Below are 242 nucleotides of genomic sequence, written 5' to 3'. Positions count from 1 at the left end.
ATCCATCATCATCTAATCAAGGTAAGTGCGTTTAGTAAATTAAAGGGGCTTGGGAGAATTACTTTTCTCTATGGAGGACAGTATAATCAACGAGAAGAGTATGATATACGAAGAGCAGGAAGAAGCGAGAGACCTGCATTGTCACTCAACTTGATTAGTAATGTAGTAGATGTTTCTATTGATCATGAAAAAGAAAAGCACAGCGGAAGTTTTGGATTGAATGGCACTGTGAAAGCTAATAC

General features: G+C 37.6%; 1 pseudogene. It reads left to right on the top strand.

The features are described from left to right. Window positions 1-242, top strand: a pseudogene (locus KK062_RS30535) (hypothetical protein); the annotation flags it as partial.

Source organism: Dawidia cretensis (assembly GCF_018598175.1).
In the GTDB taxonomy this organism is placed as follows: domain Bacteria; phylum Bacteroidota; class Bacteroidia; order Cytophagales; family Cyclobacteriaceae; genus Ohtaekwangia; species Ohtaekwangia cretensis.
This window is presented reverse-complemented; position numbering and strand designations above follow the sequence as displayed.